The following is a 15,319-nucleotide window of genomic DNA, read 5'->3' as shown; positions in this document are numbered from 1 at the left end:
CATGACTGGTGGATCAACAACCGGCGACGACGGCTCCCGTCCCGCCGCTCAGGCTGCCACGGAGACTCAGGCGGCCCCCGCGACTGAGACTGCAGCCGCCGCGGCCCCAGTTGCCCCGCAGCCTGCCGCCGCGGCTCCAGTTGCCCCGCAGCCTGCCGTCCCGGCCGGTGCGTGGTCGCTCTGGGAAGTCTTTGTCCGTTCCTCCCGCGGCCTGTCGCACGTCCATGCCGGGTCCCTGCACGCCCCCGATGCCCAGATGGCCCTGCGGAACGCCCGCGATCTTTACACCCGGCGGAACGAGGGCGTCTCGCTTTGGGTGGTCCCGGCGTCGGCCATCATTGCCAGCGACCCGGACGCGAAGGGGCAGTTCTTCGAGTCCCCGCAGGGCAAGGACTACCGGCACGCCACCTATTACACGGAATCCGAAGGGGTGAAGCACCTGTGAGCTCGGACAGCGCCACCCGGATTACCCCGGGCAACGCCCTGCGCCCGGAAGACATTGCCGCCGCCGGAACCCGTGCACCCGCCGATGTGGCCGAATATGCGCTGCGGCTGGGCGACGACGCGCTGGTGCTGGCCCAGCGGCTCGGCTGGTGGATTTCCCGTGCCCCGGAACTTGAGGAGGACGTGGCGCTGGGCAACATAGCCCTGGACCTGATGGGCCATGCCCGATCCTTCCTGACCTACGCCGGCAGCGCCGACGGGCGGACCGAGGATGACCTGGCCTATTGGCGCGGGGAATCCGGGTTCCGCTCTGCGCACTTGATGGAGCAGCCCAACGGTGACTTCGCCCGGACCATTGCCCGGCAGTTCGCCGTCTCCGTCTACCAGTTTGAGCTGTACAGCGCCCTGCAGCACTGTGCTGACGCAACCCTGGCCGCCATCGCAGCGAAGGCGGTCAAGGAAGTGGACTACCACCGCGACCACAGTGCCCAGTGGGTGCTGCGGCTGGGGCTGGGCACCGACGAGTCCCGTCGCCGGATGATCCGGGCGCTGGAACTGACCTGGCCCTACGTGGGTGAACTGTTCGACGACGACGCCCTGGTTACCGCCCTGGGGGACCGGGCCGTGCTGCCGTCCACCCTCAAACCGGCCTTCGAACGCAACATTTCCGCCGTGCTCCGGGAGGCCGAGCTGGAGGTGCCCATGGTCCAGCCCGCGCCCGGCGGCGGACGGCAGGGCCGGCACAGCGAGCATCTCGGCTATATGCTCGCGGAAATGCAGGTCCTGGCCCGTGAACACCCGGGTGCCACGTGGTGAGCGTGATGGAATCCGCCCTGCGCCCGGCAGACCCCGCCGCAGCGGCGGCCTGGGATGTGGCCGCCACGGTGTGTGATCCGGAGATTCCCGTGCTGACCATCGAGGACCTGGGGGTCCTGCGCCGGGTGGAGGTTTCCGGGGCCGGGGTCCAGGTGGCCATCACCCCCACCTATTCCGGCTGCCCGGCCATGGACGCCATCACAGAGGACGTCACCGCAGCCCTGCACCGGGCCGGATACACCGGAGTGCAGGTCCGGTTGGAGCTGGCCCCGGCGTGGACCACCGACTGGATGAGCAGTGCCGGCAAGGCGAAGCTGGACGCCTACGGCATCGCCCCGCCGTCCGGACGCGCCGCGGCCGGCCCCGTCCGGGTGGGCTTGAGCGTGAAGTGTCCGCAGTGCGCCTCGCTGAATACCCGCGAACTGACCCGCTTCGGGTCCACCTCGTGCAAGGCGCTGTGGGTCTGCGGCGACTGCCGTGAACCGTTCGACTACTTCAAGGTGCTCTGAAGATGTCCGTCCTTCCCGCCGCCCCCGCCCGGCGTGCCGTTTTCCATCCGCTGACCGTCGCGGCCGTCCACCGGCTGACTGAAGACGCCGTCGAGGTCACTTTCGCGGTGCCGCCGGACCTGGTGGATTCGTACCACTACCTGCCCGGGCAGTATGTTGCCTTGCGCAAGGTTTTGGACGGCACCGAACTGCGGCGCAGCTACTCCATCTGCGCCGAGCCACGCCCGGGGGAGTTGCGGGTGGCAATCAAACGGGACCTGGGCGGACTGTTCTCCTCCTGGGCCAACGAGCACCTGTTGGCCGGGGATGTGCTGGACGTGATGAGTCCGGCCGGCAGCTTCACTTCGCGCTCCCTGCCCGCCGCCCTTTCCGCGGCATACAGCGGCGGCCGGGCGGACATGCCGGCACACCAGCAGGTTGAGGGGCAGGTGTTTGCCGCCGTGGCCGCCGGCTCCGGCATCACCCCGGTCATTGCCATTGCCCGGACCATCCTGGCCTCTTCGGCCACCACCCGCTTTGACCTGGTCTATGCGAACAAGGCCGCCATGGACGTGATGTTCCTCGAAGAGCTGGCGGACCTGAAGGACCGCTACCCGTCCCGGTTCGCGCTGCACCACGTGCTGTCGCGTGAACAGCGCATTTCTCCGCTGCTCTCCGGCCGGATCGACGCCGCGAAACTCACGGCACTCATCGGTACGGTCCTGCCGGCCGATGCTGTGGACGAATGGTTCCTCTGCGGGCCGTTCGAGCTGGTTCAGCAGTGCCGCGATGCCCTGTCCGCACGCGGAGTCGATCCGGCCAAAGTCCGGTTCGAGCTGTTCACCACCGGCCGTCCGGACCGGCCGGAAGGCTCATCCGGCCGTCCCGTTGTGCCGGACAGCTCGGGCGAAAACTACGGCATCACCTTCCGGCTGGACGGGCTGCAGGGGTCGGTCTCCAGTCCGGTCCATGCCCGGGAATCGATCCTGAATGCAGCCCTTCGGGTGCGCCCGGACGTGCCGTTCGCCTGTGCCGGCGGCGTCTGCGGGACCTGCCGCGCCAAGCTTGTGGCCGGCACCGTGGAGATGGAAGAGAACTACGCGCTGGAACCGGAAGAGCTTGCAGCCGGTTACGTGCTCACCTGCCAGAGCCGGCCCACCAGCACCGAAGTCAACGTGGACTACGACGCCTAGGAGGCACCGATGATCGAGCTGAGCATCAGGGACGGGGTGGCCGAGGTCCTGCTGAACGCCCCGCAGAAACTCAACGCCTTGGATTTCGAGGCACTGGGTGAGCTGGGACGGGCCTACGACGACGCCGCGGCGGCCGGTGTGCGCGCACTGCTGCTGCTCGGGGAGGGTCGCAGTTTCTGTGCCGGCCGGGACATCTCCGGGGTAAACCCTGCGGATGATGATGCGCGGGGTTACCTGGTGGAGGGCGTAAAACCGCTGCTGCGGAAAATGTCCGCTTTCCCGGCGCCAACCTTCGCTGCCGCGCAGGGCGCCTGCCTCGGGGTTGGCCTGGGTTTGCTCGCGGCCACCGACGTCGTCTACGTAGCCGCCGACGCGAAGATCGGCTCGCCGTTCGCGAACCTGGGGGCGGCCCTGGATTCGGGCGGGCACTGGCTCTTCACCGAACGGCTCGGCCCGCACCGCACCCTGGACCTGATCTACACCGCCGAGTTGATGAGCGGCGCCGAAGCAGTGGCGGGCGGCCTGTTCAGCCGCGCCCTGGAACCTGCCGGCCTGCTCGCACAAACCCGGGAAGCCGCAGCGCGGGCAGCGGCCGGTCCCGCCCGGGCGCTGCTGGCCTCCAAGGCGCTGGTGGCGGAGATCCGGGACCGGCGGCTGGGCTTCTGGGAGGCGCTCGATGCCGAAAACGAGGTGCAGGAGCGGTTGAGCAGGACACCGGATTACGCTGAGGGATTCGCAGCATTCAAGGAGAAGCGCAAGCCGGTGTTCCGGCGCTGAGCGGCGTCCCGGATCCCGTCCGGAAGCGCACGGAAGCACCGGGGATTGCGTCCCGGCTTGTGATGCGGCACGCACCGGGCTAGGTTGGAAGAGAACTCGTAAGCATGCTTACAACCGTGCTTGCCGGGACCAGGAAACAGACCAGGAGGCGGAACATGGCCGACAGCTACAACCCGAACAACGATCCGGCTAATCCGGACAAGCCCAAGGACGCGCAAAAGGGCGCCGGGACCCAGGAGGGCACCGGCAACCATGAGCACAGCGAGGCGAAAGCCGGTAGCACCAACCCGGATCCCCTGGATGGCAACATCACCGGGTTGGAGCCCGGCGGCGGTGTTCCCCCGGGAGAAACCCCTCCCGCAGAAGACCAGATGAGCACCGATCAGGGCCACGACGAGAACTGACCCCGCCCCCGCGGCACCACGGCGCCTGCAGCAGTTGCTGCCGGCGCCGTCGTATGCCGCGGCCATGTTTGCCTCCACCCTCTGGTAGACCGGGCCGTTTCAGACCGGCTTGAACTGGTGGAACGGCACCCGGAGGCGCCCGTGCCGCCGTTCCGCCCCGGTGCCGGATGGCTCATTCTGCGGCTTTGTGTAGGTGCATTGAGCCGTATGGGTCCGCGTATGTCCTCAGCTATTTGCTGGAGCACCCTGCACTCCGGCAGGAACTGGGATCTGTCCGCTCCGAAACGGTCGTTAACTCAGTCCTGGCCACGGCGGTTGCCTCTGCCGGGCGCCAGCCCGTCTAGGTTTGAGCGCAACATTTACCAGCGGCGGAAGCCGCCTTCGGTGTTCAGTACCTGGCCGACCATCCACCGGCCTTCGTCGCTCACCAGCCAGGCGACGAGCCGCGCCGGATCGTCGGGTTCCCCGAACCGGCCGCCCGGGAAGTGGGCCAGCACGGCCTCCAGTTCCTCCGAGGGCCGGTCCCTGGTGGCGTCGTCGAGGTAGCCGGTGTTGACCGGTCCCGGATTCACGGTGTTGAGGACTATGCCGCGGCCAATCAAGTCGTCAGCCACCGAGGCCGTGATCCCGGCCAGTGCCCCCTTCGACGTCGCGTAGGCGATTTCCGCAGGCATGGGCCCCTGGGACTGTCCCGAGGTCAGCCAGATCACCCGCCCGCCGGGGCGTCCGTCATGCTGTTCGGCGAAGTACCGCGTGGCCAGCAGGGTGGAGCGCGTGTTCACCTGCCAGTGCGCGTCCAGCTTCTCCGGCGTCATCTCCAGCAGGCGCCCGTCGCTGCCGCTCATTGCATGGTTGCAGACCAGGATGTCCACGTGTCCGAATGCGTCCCGGGCAGCGTCGACGAGCTGCCGGGCGCCGTCGGCCGGGGCCAGGTCCATCCCCGCATGGTCGAGCCGGGCATCACCGACCAGTTTTCCGCGCAGCTCCCGCAGCAGGTCGTCGATCGAATCGGCACCCCACGGCTGGGCCTCGTCGTTGGGGGCATAGTGCTGCACGAACAGGTTGGCACCCATGGCGGCCAGCCGGGACGAAATGGCGTAGCCGATGCCCCTGCGCCTGCTGACACCTGTGACGACGGCGGTCCGTCCGGACAACGGGAAAGCGGAGGACGGGACAGCGGAGGACGGGACAGCGGACGGTACGGCAGCGGAAGTCATCCGCCCAGCGTAAGGCGTCCCGGCGGCGGGCCGTTTGTCCTAGCGGGTGTCGCGTTCCTCGAAGACCAGGAACGTCTGGGTATCCAGGACCCCGGGCATGGACTGCAGCTGGTCGAAGATGACCCGCCGCAGGTGGACGTTGTCCTCGGCCCGGACCAGCACAATGACGTCGAAGGAACCGCCCACCAGCGCGATGTGGTGGATTTCCGGGATATCCACGAGCCGGTCCTTCAATTCCCGCCAGGCATGCTGGCGGACCTTCAGGGTGACATAGGCGGAGGAGCCCAGTCCGGCCTTTTCCGGATCCACCAGGGCGGTAAATCGGCTGAGGACACCGGTGTCGGTGAGCCGTGCGATCCGCGAATAGGCGTGCGCCCGGGAAATGTGCACGGCCTGGGCCACGGCGGTAAAAGACGCCCGGCCGTCGGACCTCAGGACGGCCAGGATCTTCCGGTCGATATCGTCCAGCACCTGTGTTGGCTTCGGTGTTGCTGTGGTTGCCGGTGTAGCTGCCATAATGTCCACGCTCTCCCCAAGTAATCTGCGTCACATTTGCAAGGTGTCCATCAGATTACTCCCGGCCGTCCAATGCGTCCAAGATTTCCGCGGATGCTGGCTATGCCTGCGCGCCGGTCAGCATACTGGCAAGACAGAAGTTCCCGCGTGCAATGACGCTGCGGGCACTGAAGGACGGAGGCTCGTAATGACCATCTCTCCCGGACGTCCGCCCCAGGCGGCCCCCTCCTCCAACGGCGTGCCCGACGCCGCATCCGGCGCCGCTGTGCAGAACCTGCTCCCGTCGGACACCCCGGTGCAGCTGATCGACGCCAACGGCACTGCCTCTGTGCACCCGAGCTACCTTCTGCCCGCCGGAGACGCCCTGCTGGACGCGTACGCGCAGCTGGTGACCGGACGGCGGATCAATGACCAGGCCAACGCGCTGGTGCGCCAGGGGCGGATGGCCGTCTACCCCTCATCGCACGGGCAGGAAGCATGCCAGGTTGCCGCCGCCGCGGTGCTTCGGGACCAGGACTGGCTCTTTCCCACGTACCGTGACAGCGTCGCCGTCATGTCCCGAGGCGTTGACCCGCTGCAGGTGCTGACCCTGCTGCGCGGGGACTGGCACAGCGGTTACGACCCGTATGAACACCGGGTGGCACCGCAGGCCACCCCGCTCGCCACGCAGCTGCTGCACGCCGTCGGTGTTGCCCACGCAGCCAAGCTGAAGGGCGAGGACACTGTGGTCCTGGCACTGTGCGGAGACGGCGCCACCAGCGAGGGGGACTTCCACGAGGCCCTGAACTTCGCCGCCGTATTCCACCTCCCCGTGGTCTTCTTTATCCAGAACAACCAGTACGCCATCTCGGTGCCGCTGCGGAACCAGTCCGTGGCACCTTCCCTGGCGCACAAAGCCGTGGGGTACGGGATGCCGGGGGAGCGGGTGGACGGCAACGACGTCGCGGCCCTCCTTGCCGTCCTGGGCGCAGCGGTGGAGCGGGCGCGGGAAGGCGGCGGCCCGGCCCTGGTGGAAGCGCATACCTACCGGATGCAGCCGCACACCAATGCTGACGACGCCACCCGGTACCGAACCGCGGAAGAAGTGCAGGACTGGGTGCCCCGGGACCCGCTGGCCCGGACCCGGACCTACCTGCGCGGACTGGGGCTGTTGGACGATGCACGGGAAACCGAGCTCGCGGCCGACGCCGAAGCGGTTGCCGCCGCCATGCGCGACGGCCTGAACGCCGACGTCGTTCCCGACCCGCAGGAGCTGTTCGAACACGTGTATACCCGGCGCACCCCGCAACTGGCCGAGCAGGCCCGGCTGCTGCGCAGCGAACTTGACCGCGGCTGACCGAAAGGCGCACACCATGGCAGCAACCAGCACGCAGGCCCGGCCCGCAGGGGTGCCTGCACCGGAGACCGACGGCGGCCCCCTGACCTTTGCGAAGGCGCTCAACGCGGCGCTCGCGGACGAGATGGCCGCCGATCCCGCGGTGGTGGTCTTCGGGGAGGACGTGGGTCCGTTGGGCGGGGTCTTCCGGATCACCGACGGCCTGACGGCCCGCTTCGGCACCGACCGCTGCTTCGACACCCCGTTGGCCGAATCCGGCATTATGGGCATGGCCGTGGGCATGGCGATGAACGGATTGCGGCCGGTGGTGGAAATGCAGTTTGACGCCTTTGCCTACCCGGCGTTTGAGCAGGTGGTCAGCCATGCGGCCAAAATGTCCAACCGCACCCGCGGCAAGGTAAAGCTGCCGCTGGTGATCCGGATTCCCTACGCCGGCGGAATCGGCGGAGTGGAACACCACTGCGATTCCTCCGAGTCCTACTATGCGCACACCCCGGGCCTCACCGTGGTGGCCCCGGCCACCGTCGCGGACGCGTATTCGCTGCTGCGCGCCGCGGTGCGGCTCAACGACCCGGTGGTCTTCCTGGAACCCAAAAAGCTCTACTGGGCGAAGGAAACCGTTGATCTGCCGGCACTGCGCCGCGCCGCCGATGATGCCGTGCGGACCGGGACCGAGGCAGCCGGCGGCATCGGCACGGCCGCCGTTGCACGTTCCGGAACGGACGCCACCCTGATTGCCTACGGGCCGTCGGTCTCCACAGCCCTGGCCGCCGCAGCTGCCGCTGAAGCGGAAGGGCGGTCCTTGGAAGTGATCGACCTGCGCTCCATCGTCCCGTATGACGACGCCAGCGTGGATGCCTCGGTGCGCAGGACGGGGCGGGCCGTGGTGATTGCCGAAGCACCGGGGTTCGCGTCTGTCGCCTCCGAAATTGCGGCGCGCGTGCAGGAACGCTGCTTCCACTCCCTTGCCGCCCCGGTGCTGCGGGTGACCGGTTTCGACGTGCCCTACCCTGCGCCGAAGCTGGAGCACTGGTTCCTGCCCGGCGTGGACCGGATCCTGGAGGCCGTGGACGAGCTGCAGTGGGACGAGGGGGACGCCGGTGACGAGGGGGCCGTCGAGACGGAAACCCGCGCAGAGGCGGGAGGGCCGCGATGAGTGTGCGTACTTTCCTGCTGCCGGACCTGGGCGAGGGCCTTACCGAAGCTGAGCTGGTCAACTGGCTCGTTGCGGTTGGCGACACCGTGGCGGTGGACCAGCCAGTGGCGGAGGTGGAGACAGCCAAGTCCCTGGTGGAGGTTCCGTCCCCGTTCGCCGGGCGGGTGGCGCAGCTGCACGGCAGCGCGGGAGAGAGCGTCGACGTCGGCCGTCCCCTGATTTCGGTGGATACCGCTCCTGCGGGGCGGTTGGCCGCAGAGCCGTCGCAGGGGGACACCGCGAATGCCGCTTCAGCCGGGCTGGGAACAGCGCCTGCTGCCGGACTGGAAACAGCGCCTGCTGCCGGACTGGAAACCGCTGCGGCGGTGGGAACTGCGGAAGCGGCGGCTTCCGCAGCGGGGGAGGCCTACCGGCAGGAGGAAAAGGCCGGTTCCGGAAACGTGCTGATCGGCTACGGCACCCCGGCAGCAGACCGGGCGCCGCGGCGTACCCGCGCACCCAAGCGTCGAGCCGGTGGGCCGAACCCCGCGGAGCGCGGCGCCGCCGGCGGATCGGCGCAGCAGCATCCCGGCGCTGAAGCTCCGCGCTGCATCTCGCCGCTGGTGCGCCGAATGGCCCGGGACGCAGGTCTGCGGTTGACGGGTCTCACCGGGACGGGACCGGACGGCCTGATCCTGCGACGCGACGTCCAATCGGCCCTGGCAGCCAAGTCTGTTCCGGGCGGGATGCCGGCCAACGGTCCTGTCGCGGGCATCATCGCCTCAGTGCCCGTGGCCCCTGCCCCGGCGGCGGTTGCTGCCCCGACGGCGGTTGCTCTGGCCCCTGCCCCGGCGCTGGCCCCTGCCCCGGCCCCGGCGCTGGCCCCTGCCCCGGCCCCGGCGCTGGCCCCTGCGGCTGGCACGGCGGCCACAATACCGGCCGGACCCCGGGATCCCCGGACCGGACTGGCCATCACCAGCCGCACCCCTCTACGGGGTCTGCGCCGCACGGCAGCCGCGACCCTCAGCCGGAGCCGCACCGAGATCCCCGAGGCCACGGTCTGGGTGGACGTGGACGCGACCGCCCTGGTGGAACTGCGTGCCGACCTGGCGCGGGACGGCCAGGGCGTTCCGTCGCTGCTGTCCTTCCTGGCCCGGTTCACCCTGGCCGGGCTGGCCCGCTACCCGGAGCTGAATACCCGCTACGTTCCGGCCGGGGAAGCGGCTGCGGAATCTGCAGGCGCCGGCGCCCGTCCCGGTGGACAGTCCGGCACCCGCCCGGGCGCAGCCTCAGGGACAGCGTTCCGCGGGGGAGCCGAAGCGGCGGTCGAGGCCTTCGACGGAGTGAATCTGGGCATAGCGGTGCAGGCTCCGCGGGGGCTCATGGTGCCCGCGGTACGGCGCGCCGATTCGCTGTCAACGCGCGAGCTGGACACCGAAATCCGCCGGCTGACCGCTGCGGCACAGGAGGGACGCGCCACCGCTGCCGAATTGACCTCGGGCACCTTCACCTTGAACAACTACGGGGTGTTCGGCGTGGACGGCAGCGCCGCCATCATCAATTACCCCGAATCGGCCATCCTCGGCGTAGGCCGCATTATCGACAAACCGTGGGTGGTTGACGGCCGGCTGGCTGTACGCAAAATGACGGAGCTGACCCTGGTCTTTGACCACCGGGTCTGCGACGGCGGCACTGCCGGCGGATTCCTGCGGTACGTGGCCGACGCCGTCGAAAACCCGGCCCGGGTGCTGGCCGACCTGTAGCTGCCAATCCGAAACGACTGACCTGTAACGACTGACCTGTAACGACTGGCCTGTAACCACTGCCCCGTAATACGTGCCGCGCACAACCCGTCCGCGATAGGTTGGTAGGGCCGGCGAAGGGATCCCTGACATGACCGAAACACCGCAGCAGCATCTAACCGGCCAGCTGGGCTGGCAGGAGGTTGCGCCCCGCATCTGGGTGCGCAGCAACACCGCTTACAGCGTCAACACCGGACTGGTGGTGGGCGACGAGCGGGCCCTGCTCATTGACACCGGAGCCGGCCCCGGCATGGCACAGGAAATTTACGACGCCGCCCGGCAGTTGACGGACCTGCCGCTGACGGCGGTGAACACGCATGCGCACTTCGACCACTATTTCGGCAACGCCCTGATGCTGGCCAACGGTGTGGAGGACATTTGGGCCACCGCCGGCTGCGCCGCGAGCATTCGCGAAAACGGCAACACCCACCGGTCCCAGGCGGCCGACGCCGAGCCCGAGATGGCTGCCGGGATGGGTGAACACACGGAAATTGCCGAGCCCACAAAGCTGGTGGATGAGGCCCCAGTGGACCTGGATCTGGGCGGCATCTCCGTCACCCTGTTCCACCTGGGCCGTGGACACACGGACCACGACCTGCTGGTCGGAGCCGGCGACGTCTTGTTCACCGGAGACCTGGTGGAGCAGGGAGCGGACCCGCAGTTCGAGGATTCCTTCCCCAAGGACTGGATCCGCACGCTGGGCAAGATCACCGCCCTGGAAGACCTGTATACGGTGTTCATTCCCGGTCACGGCTCACCGGTCACGGTGGATTTCGTGACCACCCAGATGAACAAGATGCGCACCGCGGTCGCCGTGACCCGCAGCGCCATGGACCAGGCATCGGTGGACATGACCAAGGCCATCCCCATCCTTCCGTACGGGCCCGAACAGTCGCGGGCGCTGCTGACGCGGCTTCGCACCCTTGCCCGGTGGAAGTGGCTGAAGAAGTAACAGCACTGTCCGGCAGCCGGTGCGGGGATAGTCTGGGGCCGTGCCAGCGGAAGATTTCAGCCTTCGAACCATAGCCGTTCCTGCCTACGGCCCCACCCTGCTTTACGGGCTGGCAACCGGCGCCATCCTGCCGGTGGTGGCGATCACCGCCCGCGGCCTCGGCGCCACCGTTGCCCTGGCTGCCCTGCTCATCACCCTTACCGGGGTCGGCTCGCTGCTGACCAATGTGCCTGCCACCGTGGTCACCACGCGGTTCGGTGAGAAATGGGCGCTTGTGGCTGCCTCGGCCTGGTGCGCCCTGGCCATGGTCCTGGCAGCAGCCGTACCGGTGCTGTGGGTCTTTGCCGTGGCCGTGTTTATGGTCGGGATGGCCGGCTCGGTGTTTGGCCTGGCCCGGCAGAGCTATCTCACCGAGGCGGTGCCCCTGCATTTCCGTGCCCGGGCGCTGTCCACCCTGGGCGGCGTCAACCGGATCGGCGTTTTTATCGGTCCGTTTGCCGCTGCCGGGGCCATCCACTTCCTGGGCACCCAGGGCGCCTATTGGGTGGGTGCCGTGGCCGCCGTCGGGGCAGGCATCCTCAGTTTCCAGGTCCCGGATCTGGCCCTCCGTTCAAGCGGTTCCGGCGGTTCCAGCCGGTCCGGAGGGCCGGGCGGGCCGGCTGGCCGCGGACCGGAAGATGCCCCTGCACCCACGGTCCTTGGCATCCTGCGCAGCCACGCCCGGGTGTTCCGGACCATCGGCATCGGGGTGCTGCTGATCGCCGCGGTCCGGGCCACCAGACAGGCAGTGATTCCGTTGTGGGCCCAGCACATTGGACTGGATCCCACCGCCACGGCACTGATCTACGGGCTATCGGGCGCCATCGACATGCTGATCTTTTATCCCGCGGGCAAGGCCATGGATACCTGGGGCAGGCGCTCGGTGGCTGTGCCGTGCATGCTGATCATGGGAGCGGGGCTGGGCCTGCTGCCGCTGGCCGGCGGACCCACCGGGCTGCTGCTGGCGGCTCTGCTGATCGGATTTGGCAACGGTATAGGCTCCGGCATTGTGATGACCCTTGGCGCCGACTTTTCTCCCTCGCCGGGTCGCCCGCAGTTCCTGGGCATCTGGCGGCTGCTCGCGGACCTTGGAACCATGGGCGGGCCGGGACTGCTCGCGGCCGTAACCGCCCTTGTCTCGCTGTCGGCGGGAATCGGGGCTACCGCCGTACTTGGGCTGCTGGGAGCGGCGGTGCTGTGGCGCTGGGTGCCCGGGCGCAAGGCCCGGGCAGCCGCTAGCGTCGGGCAGGGTCCCCCGCCTGCTGGCTGAACAGCCAGCAGGCCAGGGCACTGATCAGGAAACCGACTCCGACAATCAGCGCCAGACCTGCCCAGAAATACAGCGGCGCGGCAGTGGCCACGGGGGCCGAATCCCACCGGGCGTAGAAGTACAGGCCCAGGCTCACCGCGGTGGCCAGGATGCCGGGCACGGCGCACAGCACGGCAATGACCTTCGCCTGCCCCTGGGCCGGGCCGGTGGCCGGCCAGCAGTTCCATTCCGGGTTGGTGCGCATCATGACCAGGCCGCCCACCAGCGTCCAGGCCGCCACCACCAGCAGGGAGGCGACGACGTCGGACGGGCGGTGCCAGAGGTTCAGGAACGTGGCTGCCCCCGCCAAGATGGCGTAGCTGCCGCCGAAGAGCGCCGCGAGCGGGCGCCAGCGCGGGGAGGCCAGCAGGAAGACCGCCGCCGCGGCGGAGGCGGCAAGGGTGGTGTGGCCGGAAGGAAGCGAGTTGAAATCAAGGGTCACCACGCCCCGGTCGGGACGGTCCAGCACGGTGCGTTTGAGTAGCTGGCTGCTGATGTTGGCTGCAGCGAACGTACCCAGGGCAATCACGGCAGGGGAAATCCGATGCCGCAGGATGGTCACGAAAACCACCACTATCACCGCGATGAAAACCGAGATGAGCGGCAGGTTGTCCAGGAACGAGATGACCGGCAGATGGTTGCCCAGGGCGATCAGTTCGGCTTCCTTGAACGCGGATTCGTCGGCCAGTTGGCCGGTGGTGGTGCGGACGAAGAACCAGTAGGTGGCGGCAACGCCGGCGGCACATACAAGGGCGGCAAAAAGGAAGAGCGCCGGATTATGCGCAGCCGGACGTTGGGCACGGGAGCGCTGTGCCAGCAAGTTGCGAGTATCCATTGCTTCCAGATTGCCACATCATCGTGAACGTTGCCTGAGCCTGCCTTCACCGCGGCGGCCTAAAACTCCACAAGCGTAGGCTGGCATGGTGCCGAACTGGATGAGTACCGATTTCCCTGCCCTGCGCGCCGGTGCGCGTGTGGTATCCATTCCCATGCGGGTAAAGTTCCGCGGCATCCTGCACCGTGAGGCCCTGCTGCTGCAGGGGCCCGCAGGCTGGGGCGAATTCTCCCCCTTCCCGGAGTACGCGGATGCCGAAGCCGTGCCGTGGCTGGCCTCGGCCCTGGAAGCCGCCGAGCTGGGTTACCCGGAACCCGTGCGGAATGCGGTGCCGGTAAACGGAACCGTTCCCGCAGTGCCTGTGGACCAGGTGGAGGCCGTGCTGGCCCGCTTCGGCACGGTATCCGCCGTGAAGGTGAAAGTGGCGGAGGCCGGCCAGTCCCCGGAAGAGGACCTGGCCCGCGTGGCCGAGGTGCGGCGGCTGCTGCCCGACGCCGGAATCCGCGTGGACGCCAACGCCGGCTGGGACATTCCCACCGCCGTCGCAACCTTGACCCGGCTGGCCGAGGCAGGGCTGGAATATGCCGAACAGCCCGTAGCCGGGATTGACGGGCTGCGTGCGGTGCGGACCGAGCTGCGCCGCCGTGAGGTGCCGGTGCTTATTGCCGCTGATGAAAGTGTCCGCAAGGAAACCGACCCGCTGAAGGTTGCCCGCGAAGACGCCGCGGACCTGATCGTCATCAAGGCCGCGCCGCTGGGCGGGGTGCGCCGGGCTGTGGACATAGTCCGGCAGGCCGGGCTGCCCGCCGTGGTGAGTTCCGCCATCGACACCTCAGTGGGCATCCGCACCGGCGTCGCCCTGGCCGCCGCGCTGCCCGAGCTGCCCTACGCCTGCGGGCTGGGCACCCTTTCGCTGATGGCCGGCGACGTCACCGGGGAATCCCTGCTGCCCGACGGCGGCGCCCTGGCCGTGCGGGACGTGACGGTGTCCGAGGAACTGCTGGAACGCTATGCAGCCCCTGCGGAACGCACCCGGTGGTGGCTGGACCGGTTGGAGCGGGTGCACGGGCTGCTGGCCCGACGCGCCTAGGTGGCGATTCTTCTGCCCGGCCGCCTCTGACAGCCGGGGCGTGCACCGACAGGATCACCGGACCGACAGTGCACGCACGCAGGTCCGGCTCGTGCCGTTACCCTTCCCGTTACATCCCGGGGGCCGGGAGCTGGGGGTCTTCGATCAAGCCCAAAAGGGCAAGATTGTCCGCATCCCGGGACCCCGCCGGGGCGCTGTAGAGCACCAGCTGTTGGTCACGGTCCGCCATATCCAAGCTGTCGCAGTCGACGGTGATATCCCCGATGGCGGTGCGGAAGGTTTTCCGCAGGGTGGGCACATACTGGACGTCGTGCCGGTCCCACAACCGGGCAAACTCGGGGCTGCCTTCCTGCAGGTCCCGGACCAGGTCCCTGACTGACGGATCAGACGGATACCGGGTCAGAGCCGAACGGAGCCGCCGAACCGCGGTCTGCCGGAATTCCGCACCGTCGCTGATGCCGTATAGGTCCTCCTCGGTCCGGGGACGAAGGAACGCCTTCCTCGCAAGGTTGCGGTCCGCGGGATCGAGTTTGGCGTAGTCCTCCATCAGGGCGGCTGCGAGGTCGTTCCAGGCGAGGACCTCAAACGCCGCGGAGACCACGAACCCGGCCGTCTGGGGAAGCCGGTCGAGGAGCGCCAGGATGCTGGGGCGGACGTCCCGGCGGTGCATCCCGCGATGCAGGGGTGCCGTGCCGGCGAGGGCGTGCAGGTGCATGGATTCTGCATCCGTCAGTCCAAGTGCCCCGGCTATCCCGGCCAGGACCTCGGCCGATGGCCGGGGTGCCCGCCCCTGTTCCAAGCGCGCGTAATACTCGGTGGAGATGTGTGCAAGCACCGCGACCTCCTCCCGGCGCAGCCCGGGGGCGCGCCGGCGGGGACCTGGGGGAAGGCCGCGGTCTTCCGGGCGGAGCCGCTCCCGGCGGCTGCGGAGGAATGCTCCAAGTTCCTGCTTATCCATGCCCCTAA

General features: G+C 68.6%; 16 protein-coding genes. 12 read left to right on the top strand and 4 right to left on the bottom strand.

Annotated elements, in window-relative coordinates; translation table 11 throughout:
* The first annotated feature begins 1 nt into the window (after position 1).
* The 6 genes from paaB to QNO06_RS13925 all read left to right on the top strand — a co-directional run bounded on the left by paaB (position 2) and on the right by QNO06_RS13925 (position 4,122).
* Positions 2–445, top strand: a complete 444-nt coding sequence (gene paaB, locus QNO06_RS13950) for a 1,2-phenylacetyl-CoA epoxidase subunit PaaB (RefSeq protein ID WP_227912676.1) — start codon at positions 2–4, stop codon at positions 443–445.
* Positions 442–1,260 (top strand): 1,2-phenylacetyl-CoA epoxidase subunit PaaC, encoded by an 819-nt coding sequence (gene paaC / locus QNO06_RS13945; protein ID WP_227912677.1) that lies wholly within the window; start codon positions 442–444, stop codon positions 1,258–1,260. Before paaB ends, paaC begins: the two co-directional genes overlap by 4 nt.
* Positions 1,261–1,265: 5 nt before the next feature.
* Positions 1,266–1,769: a 1,2-phenylacetyl-CoA epoxidase subunit PaaD gene (gene paaD / locus QNO06_RS13940; RefSeq protein ID WP_227912946.1), complete on the top strand. Its 504-nt coding sequence runs from the start codon at positions 1,266–1,268 to the stop codon at positions 1,767–1,769.
* A gap of 2 nt (positions 1,770–1,771) precedes the next feature.
* The gene (paaE, locus tag QNO06_RS13935) at positions 1,772–2,941 is read left to right on the top strand and encodes a 1,2-phenylacetyl-CoA epoxidase subunit PaaE (RefSeq protein WP_227912678.1); all 1,170 of its coding nucleotides are present in this window, start codon (positions 1,772–1,774) and stop codon (positions 2,939–2,941) included.
* A gap of 9 nt (positions 2,942–2,950) precedes the next feature.
* On the top strand, positions 2,951–3,718 hold the full coding sequence (locus QNO06_RS13930) for an enoyl-CoA hydratase/isomerase family protein (RefSeq protein ID WP_227912679.1): 768 nt from the start codon (positions 2,951–2,953) through the stop codon (positions 3,716–3,718).
* Positions 3,719–3,873: 155 nt separating this feature from the next.
* Positions 3,874–4,122, top strand: a complete 249-nt coding sequence (locus QNO06_RS13925) for a DUF6480 family protein (protein WP_227912680.1) — start codon at positions 3,874–3,876, stop codon at positions 4,120–4,122.
* 359 nt (positions 4,123–4,481) lie between these two features.
* Here QNO06_RS13925 and QNO06_RS13920 read toward each other — a convergent pair whose 3' ends face one another.
* Positions 4,482–5,339, bottom strand: a complete 858-nt coding sequence (locus tag QNO06_RS13920) for an SDR family oxidoreductase (RefSeq protein WP_227912681.1) — start codon at positions 5,337–5,339, stop codon at positions 4,482–4,484.
* Between the two features lie 39 nt (positions 5,340–5,378).
* Positions 5,379–5,855, bottom strand: coding sequence for an Lrp/AsnC family transcriptional regulator (locus QNO06_RS13915; protein ID WP_227912682.1), 477 nt, complete (start codon positions 5,853–5,855; stop codon positions 5,379–5,381).
* A 187-nt stretch (positions 5,856–6,042) separates the two neighbouring features.
* Between QNO06_RS13915 and pdhA the strand changes: the two genes are divergently transcribed.
* From pdhA to QNO06_RS13890, 5 genes are all read left to right on the top strand, one after another.
* Positions 6,043–7,191: a pyruvate dehydrogenase (acetyl-transferring) E1 component subunit alpha gene (gene pdhA, locus QNO06_RS13910; RefSeq protein ID WP_227912683.1), complete on the top strand. Its 1,149-nt coding sequence runs from the start codon at positions 6,043–6,045 to the stop codon at positions 7,189–7,191.
* A 16-nt stretch (positions 7,192–7,207) separates the two neighbouring features.
* Positions 7,208–8,347 carry an alpha-ketoacid dehydrogenase subunit beta gene (locus QNO06_RS13905; protein ID WP_227912684.1) on the top strand — a complete coding sequence of 380 codons (1,140 nt, stop codon included), beginning with the start codon at positions 7,208–7,210 and terminating at the stop codon, positions 8,345–8,347.
* On the top strand, positions 8,344–10,089 hold the full coding sequence (locus tag QNO06_RS13900) for a dihydrolipoamide acetyltransferase family protein (protein ID WP_227912685.1): 1,746 nt from the start codon (positions 8,344–8,346) through the stop codon (positions 10,087–10,089). Before QNO06_RS13905 ends, QNO06_RS13900 begins: the two co-directional genes overlap by 4 nt.
* Before the next feature lie 130 nt (positions 10,090–10,219).
* Entirely contained in the window at positions 10,220–11,080 is an 861-nt protein-coding gene (locus QNO06_RS13895; protein ID WP_227912686.1) for an MBL fold metallo-hydrolase, read from the top strand.
* A gap of 40 nt (positions 11,081–11,120) precedes the next feature.
* Positions 11,121–12,389 carry an MFS transporter gene (locus QNO06_RS13890; protein WP_227912687.1) on the top strand — a complete coding sequence of 423 codons (1,269 nt, stop codon included), beginning with the start codon at positions 11,121–11,123 and terminating at the stop codon, positions 12,387–12,389.
* Here the strand turns inward: QNO06_RS13890 and QNO06_RS13885 are convergent.
* Entirely contained in the window at positions 12,355–13,263 is a 909-nt protein-coding gene (locus tag QNO06_RS13885; RefSeq protein ID WP_227912688.1) for a phosphatase PAP2 family protein, read from the bottom strand. The two genes, QNO06_RS13890 and QNO06_RS13885, sit on opposite strands and share 35 nt — an antisense overlap.
* A gap of 100 nt (positions 13,264–13,363) precedes the next feature.
* Between QNO06_RS13885 and QNO06_RS13880 the strand changes: the two genes are divergently transcribed.
* Positions 13,364–14,353 carry an o-succinylbenzoate synthase gene (locus QNO06_RS13880; protein WP_227912689.1) on the top strand — a complete coding sequence of 330 codons (990 nt, stop codon included), beginning with the start codon at positions 13,364–13,366 and terminating at the stop codon, positions 14,351–14,353.
* Between the two features lie 109 nt (positions 14,354–14,462).
* Here QNO06_RS13880 and QNO06_RS13875 read toward each other — a convergent pair whose 3' ends face one another.
* Positions 14,463–15,311, bottom strand: coding sequence for a helix-turn-helix transcriptional regulator (locus QNO06_RS13875; protein WP_227912690.1), 849 nt, complete (start codon positions 15,309–15,311; stop codon positions 14,463–14,465).
* Positions 15,312–15,319: the final 8 nt, after the last annotated feature.

Origin of the sequence: Arthrobacter sp. zg-Y20 (assembly GCF_030142075.1) — a bacterium.
In the GTDB taxonomy this organism is placed as follows: domain Bacteria; phylum Actinomycetota; class Actinomycetes; order Actinomycetales; family Micrococcaceae; genus Arthrobacter_B.
This window is presented reverse-complemented; position numbering and strand designations above follow the sequence as displayed.